9 protein-coding genes, 1 tRNA gene and 1 pseudogene are annotated in these 10,496 nt (G+C 69.7%); 8 read left to right on the top strand and 3 right to left on the bottom strand.

Going from position 1 to position 10,496, the window contains the following annotated elements:
* Nucleotides 1-401: 401 nt before the first annotated feature.
* From G4D87_RS25770 to G4D87_RS25740, 7 genes are all read left to right on the top strand, one after another.
* Entirely contained in the window at nt 402-1,763 is a 1,362-nt protein-coding gene (locus tag G4D87_RS25770; RefSeq protein WP_240358608.1) for an IscS subfamily cysteine desulfurase, read from the top strand.
* Between the two features lie 96 nt (nt 1,764-1,859).
* A complete protein-coding gene (gene iscU / locus G4D87_RS25765; protein ID WP_002634235.1) occupies nt 1,860-2,261 on the top strand; it encodes a Fe-S cluster assembly scaffold IscU in 402 nt (133 codons plus the stop codon).
* A 26-nt stretch (nt 2,262-2,287) separates the two neighbouring features.
* On the top strand, nt 2,288-2,686 hold the full coding sequence (locus G4D87_RS25760) for a HesB/IscA family protein (RefSeq protein ID WP_163784930.1): 399 nt from the start codon (nt 2,288-2,290) through the stop codon (nt 2,684-2,686).
* A 110-nt stretch (nt 2,687-2,796) separates the two neighbouring features.
* Nucleotides 2,797-3,354 carry a Fe-S protein assembly co-chaperone HscB gene (gene hscB, locus G4D87_RS25755; RefSeq protein WP_205507721.1) on the top strand — a complete coding sequence of 186 codons (558 nt, stop codon included), beginning with the start codon at nt 2,797-2,799 and terminating at the stop codon, nt 3,352-3,354.
* Nucleotides 3,351-5,198 carry a Fe-S protein assembly chaperone HscA gene (gene hscA, locus G4D87_RS25750; RefSeq protein WP_163784925.1) on the top strand — a complete coding sequence of 616 codons (1,848 nt, stop codon included), beginning with the start codon at nt 3,351-3,353 and terminating at the stop codon, nt 5,196-5,198. Before hscB ends, hscA begins: the two co-directional genes overlap by 4 nt.
* Before the next feature lies 1 nt (nt 5,199).
* The gene (locus tag G4D87_RS25745) at nt 5,200-5,577 is read left to right on the top strand and encodes a 2Fe-2S iron-sulfur cluster-binding protein (protein ID WP_163784923.1); all 378 of its coding nucleotides are present in this window, start codon (nt 5,200-5,202) and stop codon (nt 5,575-5,577) included.
* Nucleotides 5,578-5,660: 83 nt separating this feature from the next.
* A tRNA-Leu gene (locus tag G4D87_RS25740) sits at nt 5,661-5,744 on the top strand.
* A gap of 56 nt (nt 5,745-5,800) precedes the next feature.
* On the opposite strand, the gene G4D87_RS25735 is transcribed toward G4D87_RS25740, so the two are convergent.
* Both G4D87_RS25735 and G4D87_RS25730 read right to left on the bottom strand, forming a co-directional pair.
* Complete coding sequence (locus tag G4D87_RS25735) at nt 5,801-6,889, bottom strand: lysylphosphatidylglycerol synthase transmembrane domain-containing protein (RefSeq protein WP_163784920.1); 1,089 nt, start codon at nt 6,887-6,889, stop codon at nt 5,801-5,803.
* A complete protein-coding gene (locus G4D87_RS25730; RefSeq protein WP_163784938.1) occupies nt 6,886-8,637 on the bottom strand; it encodes an alkaline phosphatase family protein in 1,752 nt (583 codons plus the stop codon). The genes G4D87_RS25735 and G4D87_RS25730 overlap by 4 nt, the downstream gene beginning before the upstream one ends.
* Between G4D87_RS25730 and omp85 the strand changes: the two genes are divergently transcribed.
* The gene (gene omp85, locus G4D87_RS25725) at nt 8,630-9,802 is read left to right on the top strand and encodes an Omp85 family outer membrane protein (RefSeq protein WP_205507720.1); all 1,173 of its coding nucleotides are present in this window, start codon (nt 8,630-8,632) and stop codon (nt 9,800-9,802) included. The two genes, G4D87_RS25730 and omp85, sit on opposite strands and share 8 nt — an antisense overlap.
* A gap of 3 nt (nt 9,803-9,805) precedes the next feature.
* Here omp85 and G4D87_RS25720 read toward each other — a convergent pair.
* Nucleotides 9,806-10,496 (bottom strand): annotated as a pseudogene (locus G4D87_RS25720) (hypothetical protein); the annotation flags it as partial.

Below are 10,496 nucleotides of genomic sequence, written 5' to 3'. Positions count from 1 at the left end.
CACCTCCCCCGTCTCCTGCGCCTCCTTCGTGCGGGCCGTCTGCTTCGCGCTCATGTGCGTGCCTCCCTGTGGTGGCCCCCGCCAGTGCAGGCGGCCGGCCAGGGAGGGGCTCGCTGGGAAATCAAGCGGTTGGCCAGGGGGTGTGCGCCATTCCGGGGCACCTCGCTCCAGGACGGCGCACCCGGACTGATCCACGACGGCGCGGGGTTGACTTAAGGCGTCCTATTGGGAGCACGCACCCACACCCGTAGCGCTCCTGATGTTCGCTTGACCCGAAGGCACCCCCTTTTATATTTGACCAGTCCGGTCCACATTCAAGTGTGACGGTGTAGGTCCCCCTGCGGCACAGGCGCTCCGAGGCGCCCGTCGACGTCCCCTCCAGGAAGGTGTTCGAAGCAATGGTGAAGCTGCCGATCTACATGGACAACCACGCCACCACCCCGCTGGACCCGCGGGTGCTGGAGGCGATGCTGCCCTACCTGCGCGAGGACTTCGGTAACGCGGCCAGCCGCAATCACGTGTTCGGCTGGAAGGCCGAGGCGGCGGTGAACAAGGCCCGGCAGCAGGTGGCCGAGCTCATCGGCGCGGCCGAGCAGGAGATCGTCTTCACCTCGGGCGCCACCGAGTCCGACAACCTGGCCATCAAGGGCGTCATCGAGTTCTACAAGTCCAAGGGTGACCACATCATCACCCTGAAGACGGAGCACAAGGCCATCCTGGACACCTGCAAGCGCCTGGAGCGCGTGCGGCAGGAGCGCCTGGACGAGCTGAAGCTGCTGCGGCTGGCGCAGCTCGCGGGCCAGGACGTCACCGAGGACAACCAGGCGGCGCTGCTGGCCAAGCACGACGTGGACGCCGACGAGACGTACCGCAAGTGGGCCGAGCTGCCCACCGGCGGCGCGCGCGTCACCTACCTGGACGTGGAGCCCGACGGCCGCGTGAGCCTGGAGAAGCTGGCCGCGGCGATGACGCCGAAGACGGTGCTGGTCTCCATCATGTTCGCCAACAACGAGATTGGCGTCGTCCAGCCCGTCGCCCAGATTGGCGCGCTGTGCCGCTCCAAGGGCGTGCTCTTCCACTGCGACGCGGTGCAGGGCATTGGCAAGGTGCCCTTCGACGTGGAGGCCATGAAGGTGGACCTGGCCTCCATCACCTCGCACAAGATGTATGGCCCCAAGGGCATTGGCGCGCTGTACGTGCGCCGCCGGCCGCGCGTGCGCATCGCGCCCATCATCGACGGCGGCGGCCATGAGCGCGGCATGCGCTCCGGCACGCTGAACGTGTCGGCCATCGTCGGCTTCGGCAAGGCGGCGGAGCTGGCGCGCACGGAGCTGCCCGAGGAGTCGGCGCGCATCCTTCGCCTGCGCGAGAAGCTGCGCAAGGGCCTGACGGACGCGCTGGACATGACCATCATCAACGGGTCGATGGAGCACCGGCTGCCGGGCAACCTCAACATCTCCTTCGCCCACGCGGAGGGTGAGTCCCTGATGATGGGCATCAAGGACGTGGCGGTGTCCTCCGGGTCCGCGTGCACGTCCGCCTCCCTGGAGCCGTCCTACGTGCTGCGCGCGCTGGGCGTGGACGAGGAGCTGGCGCACAGCTCCATCCGCTTCGGCCTGGGCCGCTTCACCACGGAGGAGGAGGTCGACTACGTGGTGAACCTCGTGGTGGACAAGGTCCGCAAGCTGCGCGACATGAGCCCGCTCTACGAGATGGCCAAGGAAGGCATCGACCTCAAGAGCATCGAGTGGACGGCGCATTAGCGCCTTCCCTGGTAGACAGGGGGGCACAAGCCCCCTCCCCCGGAGGGCGTTGCCCCCCGGAACCTTTGGTGAGAAGCATCCGTTGAAGGAGCAGGCATGGCTTACAGCGACAAGGTCATCGAGCACTACGAGAACCCCCGGAACGTCGGGACGCTCGACAAGGAAGACCCGAACGTGGGCACCGGCCTGGTGGGCGCGCCCGCCTGCGGCGACGTGATGCGCCTGCAGCTCAAGATCTCCGAGGACGGGCTCATCGAGGACGCCCGCTTCAAGACGTTCGGCTGCGGGTCGGCCATCGCCTCGTCGTCGCTCGTCACCGAGTGGGTGAAGGGCAAGACGGTGGACCAGGCGATGACCATCTCCAACAAGGACGTGGCCCGCGAGCTGTCGCTGCCGCCGGTGAAGATTCACTGCTCCGTGTTGGCGGAGGACGCCATCAAGGCGGCCATCGAGGACTTCAAGAAGAAGCGCGCCGCGCGTCAGGCCAAGGCGTCCTGACGTTCCGGGAAAGAGAGAGGCGAACCATGAGCGAGCAGGCGACCCAGGAGACGACGCAGCGCCAGGCGCCTGCCACCGCGCCCGTGGCCAAGCCCCCCAAGGGCATCACCATCGCCGACAGCGCGGTGACCCGGCTGAAGGAGCTGCTGGAGCAGCGGCAGACGCCCGAGGCCGGCTTGCGGCTGGCCGTGAAGGGCGGCGGGTGCTCGGGGCTCCAGTACTCCATGGAGTGGTCGGAGAAGTCCCGCGAGCGCGACAAGATTTTCGAGAAGGACGGCGTGCGCGTCTTCGTGGACCCGAAGAGCTACCTGTACCTCATCGGCACCGAGCTGGTGTTCGAGCAGACGCTCATGGCCTCCGGCTTCAAGCTGAACAACCCCAACATCAAGGCGGCCTGCGGCTGCGGAGAGAGCTTCTCCGTCTGACGCGCCGGCACGCGCTCCGCCCCCTCGCCGGGGTGGAGCCGCCGCCACGCGGGCCCGGCCAGCCGCCGGGCCCTTTTCGTTTGTCCCCTCCCCGCATTGGAGAGCCCCCCGTGAGGACCCACTTCGACGTCTTCGGCCTGAAGCGCGCCTATGACGTGGACGTGCCGGCGCTGGAGAAGCAGTACCGCGAGCTGTCGTTGCAGCTCCATCCGGACCGCGTGGCACAGGCCAGCGCGCGCGAGCGCCTGCAGGCCCTGGAGGGCACCACCGCCCTCAACGAGGCCTTCAAGACGTTGAAGGACCCGGTGCGCCGCGCCTTCTACCTGCTCAAGCTGCACGGCATCGACCTGGACCGCGAGGACGCGGGCGCCCAGAAGGACATGCCCCTGGCCTTCCTGGAGGAGGTCATGGACCTGCGCGAGGCGCTGGACACCGCCATGGCGAAGAAGGACCTGGGCCGCGCCCGGGCCATGGCGGACGACGTGGAGGCCCGGAAGAAGGCGGCCCTCACCCAGGCGGCGGAGTCGCTTCGCACCCTGGAGGCTGACGCGCCGGGGGACGACGGGCAGGAACTGGTGAGAAAGGCGTCGCACGCGCTGGGGCGGGTGCGCTACTTCACGCGCTTCCTCGAGCAGGTGGACGCGTTCGAGGAGGAGATTCAGGCGTGAGCAAGAACGGCTACCTTCAGATTCACGACCCGCTGAAGCCCAAGGGGCAGGCGGTGGGCATCGACCTGGGAACGACGAACTCGCTGGTGGCGGCGGTGGTGCAAGACACGCCCCGCTGCGTCCCGGTGGACGAGGGCGACGCGCTGCTCCTCCCCTCCGTGGTGCACTACGCGAAGGACGGCGGCGTGGTGGTGGGCGCCCGGGCGCGCGCGCTGGCCTCCGAGCACCCCACCGACACCATCGCCTCCGTGAAGCGCTTCATGGGGCGCAGCCCGGACGACGCGGAGACGCGCAAGCTGGGGCACTACCTGTTCGCGCCCGGCGCCAAGGTGGTGCGCTTCGACGTGGCGGGCGGCACGCCGGTGACGCCCATTGAAGTCTCCGGTGAGGTGCTGCGCGCCCTCAAGCGCCGCGCGGAGGCGCACTTCTCCACCAAGGTGGAGCAGGCCGTCATCACCGTGCCCGCCTACTTCGACGACGCCCAGCGGCAGGCCACCAAGGACGCGGGCCGGCTGGCCGGGCTGGAGGTGCTGCGGCTGCTCAACGAGCCCACCGCCGCCGCGCTGGCCTACGGCCTGGACAAGGGCAGCCAGGGCACCTTCGCCGTCTACGACTTGGGCGGCGGCACCTTCGACATCTCCATCCTCAAGCTGGTGGACGGCGTGTTCGAGGTGAAGTCCACCGGCGGCGACTCCGCGCTGGGTGGCGACGACTTCGACCGGGCGATTGCGCAGCGCGTGCTGGAGACGCTGGGCGCGTCCGAGGCGCCGGCCCCCGCCCTGGTGGCGGAGGTGCTGGCGGCCTCGCGCAAGGCCAAGGAGGCGCTCACCGACGCGTCGTCGGTGGAGTTCACCGCGGGCGGGCAGACGCACGCGGTGAAGCGCGAGGACTTCGACGCCTGGATTCAGCCCTTCGTGCAGAAGACGGGCACGGTGTGCCGGCGGGCGATGAAGGACGCGGGCGTGACGGCCGGGGAGCTGGACGGCGTCATCCTGGTCGGCGGCGCCACGCGCGTGCCGGCGGTGCGCCGCTACGTGGCGGAGCTGTTCGGCCGCGAGCCGCTGGGCGACATCAACCCGGACCAGGTGGTGGCGCTGGGCGCGGCGGTGCTGGCCAACCTGCTCACCACGGCGGACCGTCAGGACGACGTGCTGCTGCTGGACGTGATTCCGCTGTCCCTGGGTTTGGAGACGATGGGCGGCATCGTGGAGAAGCTGATTCAGCGCAACTCCACCATCCCCACCACCGCGGGCCAGGTGTTCACCACCTTCAAGGACGGGCAGACGGGCCTGGACGTCCACGTGCTCCAGGGCGAGCGCGAGCTGGTGGAGGACAACCGCAGCCTGGCGCGCTTCACCCTGTCCGGCATCCCCCCCCTGGCCGCGGGCCTGGCGCGGGTGGAGGTCCGCTTCCAGGTGGACGCGGACGGCATCCTCTCCGTCAGCGCGCAGGAGCAGAGCACCGGCGTCAGCCAGTCGATTACCGTGAAGCCCAGCCACGGCCTCACGGATGAGGAGATTGAGCAGATGCTGCTCGACTCCATCGACTACGCCGAGGACGACATCCAGGCCCGGCAGGTCCGGGAGCAGCGGGTGGACGCCGAGCGCGTCCTCGCCGAGGCGGACCGGCAGTTGGGTGAGCACGGCGCGCTGCTCCAGGACGGGGAGCGCGCCGTCATTGATGCCGCCATCGCCCGGGTGCGCGAGCTGATGAAGGGCGAGGACCACCTGAAGCTGAAGGAGGCCGTGCACGCGCTGGATGAAGCGTCCCGCCCCTTCATCGAGCGGGTGATGAACCAGGCCATCACCCAGGTGGTGGCTGGCCACTCCGTGGAGGACTACTGACGTGCCCAAGGTGACTTTCAAGAGCCCCCTGGCCGAGGTCAGCGCCGACGTGCCCACCGGCACCACCCTGCTGGACGCCGCCGAGGCCTGCGGCGCCCAGGTGGGGCACAGCTGCGGCGGGGTCTGCGGCTGCTCCACCTGTCACGTCTGGGTCCGCAAGGGCCTCGACTCGCTGAGCGAGCAGACGGACGCGGAGGCGGACCGCCTGGACATGGGCTTCGACGTCCGCCCCTACTCCCGGCTGAGCTGCCAGACGGAGCTGGGCGCCGAGGACCTCCTGGTCGAAATCACCGAGGAGTCCCTCACCGCCTTCATGGACGAGAACCCCGTCCTGCGCCGCTCCCTGGAGGCCGAAGGGAAATGGCCGCTGAAGAAGTGAGGTTGTTACGTAGTGCTTGACGGGGCGGGGCAGGAACTCTATATGTCCGGCCCATCGCAGCGCCGCACCGCGATGCCCCACCTGCCCAGGTGGTGGAATTGGTAGACACACTAGATTCAGGGTCTAGCGCCTGCAAGGGCATGGAGGTTCGAGTCCTCTCCTGGGCACAAAGTTGAGAAGGGGTCCCGGTTTCAAACCGGGGCCCCTTTTCGCTTTTCAGGGGTCAGCTTCTCACGGGCTCCACGGCGTCGTGCGCCACGTGACTCGCCGCCTCCCGCGCGAGGCTCCCGCCCTTGCGCAAGTCGCGGATGCGAATCTTCCGCAGGTGGACGGAGACGGCGCCCACGGCGACCTGGCTGATGACGGTGCCCAGGTGCGTGAGCGTGGAGAAGGCCGCCGCGTCCTCCGGCGAGGCCCCCAGGCTGCGGGCCGCCCAGCTCGTCACGAAGTAGTAGATGCCCATGCCCGCCGGGACGCCCGGGAGCGACTGCCCCAGGGAGATGGCCCCCAGCACCACCGCCCCGGCGAAGAGGCCCCCGGAGATGCCGATGCCCTGCAGCGCCAGGCCGTAGGCCAGCGCGGAGGCGAGGACTGGCCCCACCGAGTAGACGAACACCTTCGCCATGCCGGTGAAGGAGCGCGCGGTGCCCAGGCCCTCGCTGACGTGGTGGAGGAAGCCCTCCACCCGGGGGAGCTTGTGGCGCTTGTGCAGGGCGAAGGCGAGCGGACCGGACCAGTGCGCCAGCAGCACCACCAGCGCGACCAGCCCCACGCAGAGCGACACGGCCACCTTCAGCTCCCCTTGGAAGCGGGACAGCGTCTGGCCAAACGGGCCGAGCAGCGACAGCGTGACGAGCAACATCAGCGCCGCGAACTCCATCAGCTTGCAGACGCCCACCGTGCCCAGACAGCGCAGGAAGGGGATGCGCTGCGTCCGCGACAGGAGGAACGAGCGCATGATTTCGCCCAGCTTCCCGGGCAGCGCGTTGTGGACGAAGGCGCCAATGGCCACCAGGTGGTAGCGCTCCTTGAAAGGCACCGGCCTGCGGAGCGTGCGCTGCCATTGCACCGCGCGCAGCGGGATGAGCGAGGCCTGGAGCAGCATGAAGGGCACCAGCCACACGAGGTGGCCGGGCAAGTCCCTCACGAACTCCCCCAGCGGGAAGCGGGGCTGGAGCAGGGGCCCGGCTCCGCCCAGGTTCCATTTGAAGAACGCGGTGGAGAGCAGGACGACGGACAGCACGAGCCCGAAGACGGCGAGCAGCACCTTGAACAACGCCCGGCCCCCAGAAGGCCTCGCCCTGCCCTTCACGGCACCCTCCGGAGTCGTGGGGTGTCTTCGAGATAGGCCGCCGCGAGCCGCTCATGGAGCTGCGCGCAGTGCGACAGGCCGGACAGGTCCACGGGGGCCTTGGCGGGCCAGCACACCAGGCTGTTGGCCTCCGTGCGGGTGAGTCCTCCGTGCGAGCCGAACTCCCAGGCGAAGCCCACGGTGCCACCGCGCCGCACGGCTTCGCCGAAGAGCACCAGGTCCCCCGCGGTGGACATGGTGGGGAGGACGCGGAGGAAGTCCGCCACCGCGCGCTTGCTGAACTCGGTGGACAGCGGGGCCCGGTCCAAGGAGTCCACGGTGTAGACGCCGCCACGCACGAGCGCGACCGCGCTGTCGCCTCGCCGCAGGGCGACGAGGCCGATGTCCGGGCTCCGCGTCACCCGAGCCAGCACCTCGGGGTGGCGCGCGAGCAGCGACCTGGCCTCCAGCGGCTCGGGCTCACCGGACACGTACACATGGGCGAAGTCGCCGCACTCGACGGCCATTGGCGTGAAGGGCGCGCGCGGCTGCGTGTCCGGCTCCGGGCGAGTCCTGCCGTCGCAGAGGCCGCGGACCACGTCGTCGGAGAGGGGGCCGTCGCCATGGGGCGCCGTCAACCACTGCGCCAGGGGTTGGCCCCTCCGCTGTTCCCAGGGCACACAGTCCACGTGCCCGTGGTCGGAGAGGAAGACGACGTCATAGGGCTGCTCCACCGCGCCCGCCACGGCGTACAGCTCCGCGAGGTACGCATCCACGCGGTACAGCTCCGCGCGCGCCTGCTCGGAGCGTGGCCCCCGGCGGTGGGCCACCTCATCGTAGTTGCCGTAGACGAGGTAGATGAGGGGCACGCCCCGCGCCAGGTCCACCAGGGACTTGGTGAAGGCGAAGCTCCAGCCCAGGCGCTGGAGGAAGACGTGGCTGAAGAGGAAGGCCGGCTCGTGGCGCCAGTCGTGAAGCCCCCGCGCCCAGTGGGTGACTTCACGCGCCGCGGCCCAGGTGTCCATGCCCAGTGCGCGCAGATAGTCCCAGAGGCCGCGCGTGCGCGCGCTGAGCAGCCCCCGCATCTCGTGGGAGAACGCGCGCGACATCTGCTTGAAGCTGGCCAGCGTGCTCATGCTCAGCGCGTTCTCAGCCCCCGCGCGGAAGAGGGAGAAATACCCGTGCCCCCCACCGTCGAGCAGGCTGGTCCGCCCCGCGCCGCGCAGGCGCTCATCGATGGCCAGCGCGTCTGACGGCGTGTTCATCTGGACCTTGCGACCCAGCTCGCGGTCGAACCACGAGTACGCCGGCAGGTTGGAGTGGCGCATGCCGTAGAGCAGGCCCGCCTGGAAGTAGGGCGTGGACGTAGGCGCGCCCCAGAAGGCCTCGTCCAGGTGATGGGCCCCCGAGCGAAGGAGCCGCGCCAGGAAGGGCATGCGCCCCGCGACGAGCGCTTCATCCAGCAGGCGCTTGGGGACGCCGTCCAGGTGGACGATGAGCAGCTTCCTCGCCCTGCGTCCTGCCGCGGGCGGCACCTTCTCCCGGACCCGGCGCACGAGGCCATGGGCCCACAGGTGCATCGCTGGTGGAAGCACAGCGCTCACGGGTGTCGCCTCCCCTCCTCTGGCAGCCAAGATGAGCACTTGAGAGGCCAGCCGCCCTGAAGTGGGAGCCGCCCTCCAGGTGGGCGGGCGGGCAACCGCCGAGGCTTCTCCGTGCGGGAAGAAACGCCGCCACCCGGGCGTCCTCCGCGGCCCCTTCATGCTCATTCCCGCCACGGCCGTCCTCCTCGTCAGCCTGAGCGCTGCTCCGGCAGCCCGCGCGCGCCCCGCGCCCGGGCTCGAGCCCGTGCGGACGTCCGGCTTCGATGCGATTGCCATCCCCCTGGTGAGCTTCAACTCGGACCAGGGCATGGGCTACGGCGCCGTGGGCGGGATGTACCTCTATGCGCCTGGGAAGCAGCCCTACGCGCACGCCATCAGCGCGCAGACGTTCTTCAGCAACCGGGGCGTGCAGAACCACTCGCTGCGCTACGACGGGCCGAAGCTGCTCGGGCCGCTCCGCGTGGAAGGGCGGCTGGATTACCGGCGCGAGCTTCGCAGCCCCTTCTTTGGCGCGGGCAACCTGTCCGCGCCGGGCTTCCGCGGGGATGTGAACAACGAGCTGTACAACTTCGACAAGGGGACGCCGGGCTTCTGGTTCCGCCTGCGCGGACACCCCTTCGGCGAGGAACATCCGCTCCAGTCCTATGTGGGCTATGGCTGGCGGCACATGCGCGTGGCGGCCTATGAGAAGTCCATGCTGTCGCGGGAGAAGCCCCTGGGCATGGACGGCGGCAACATGGGGCAGCTGCTCGCCGGCATGCTCTGGGACACCCGCGACAACGAATCGGACCCGCGACAAGGCAGCGTCGAGGAGCTGTCGCTGCGCATCTCCGGCAACGCCACGGGCAACCGCTACCACTACGTCGGCATCACCCTGAGTGAGCGGCGCTACTTCCCGCTGACGTCACGGCTGACGCTGGCGCACCGGATGACGTTGGACATGCTGTTCGGCGACGTGCCGTTCTACGAGTGGAGCAACACCGGCGGCGTCAATGTGTCCGAAGGCATTGGCGGCATGAACAGCGTGCGCGGCATCGAGCGCAACCGCTTCGCTGGGAACATCAAGGCGTTCACCAACACGGAGCTGCGCTATCAGGCGGCCCAGTTCCAGGTCTTCGGACAGCAGCTGAAGCTGGGCGCGGTGGCCTTCGTGGACCTGGGCCGCGTGTGGCACCCGGGCGTCTCGGATGGCAAGTGGTGGCACTGGCACCCGGGCGTCGGCGGAGGCCTGCGGTTCTCCCGGCGCGCGGCGGTGGTCCGCACGGACTACGCGCGCTCCACGGGCTCCGGGCGACAGCGGTTCTACGTCACCTTCGGCCAGATGTTCTGACGCTCACGGCCGGCGCTTCCACACGTCGCCCTCGCGCGTGAAGTGCTCGCCCACCCAGCGCTCGCTGGCCTCGGACAACTGCCACTCACCTCTCCCAAGGAGGACCAGGGCGTCGCAGCGCTCGAGCATCGGCAGCACGGTGCGCTGGGTGCGCTCGTCCTCGAAGGCCGCGGTGGCCGAGGTGAAGCGCGCTGAGCCGCCCGATGCGTCATGCAACATGAGGCCGTAGGGGTCGACCAGGAGGGGGCTTCCCCATGGCAGCCCTGGCAGACGGCCCGCGGCAATGGCCCAGGCTGGCTCGAAGGCACAGAGCGAGGCCTTCGCGGGGACCGAGGCGCGTATCGCGTTGCCAATCGTGAGGAGTCCCCGGTCACGCTGGTTCGCGGAGCGCAGGGCCGCCGGCAGCGAGGAGAGCGCGAGGAGCCCCACCGCCGCCACCATGGCGACCTCGAGTCGACGTGAGCGCCGCTCCGCCCAGTCCAGCGACAACGAAGCGCCCAGTCCGGCGAGCACGGCCGTGGCGGGCGCGAGGCTCGCGTTGTACTGGCCCCAGTAGCTCTTGGCCGCGAGGAAGACGGCGACGGTCAGGAGCCACGCGAGGGAGAAGAGCCGCTCCGCGACAGCGTCGCTCCGGCGGGCACGCGCCAAGGCCCCGGCCAGCCCCAGCAGGCTCAAGACCGAGACGCCCCAGTGC

Source organism: Myxococcus vastator, from assembly GCF_010894475.1.
GTDB lineage: Bacteria > Myxococcota > Myxococcia > Myxococcales > Myxococcaceae > Myxococcus > Myxococcus vastator.
Note: the sequence above shows the minus strand (reverse complement) of the source record. Positions and strands in the feature narration are given on the sequence as shown.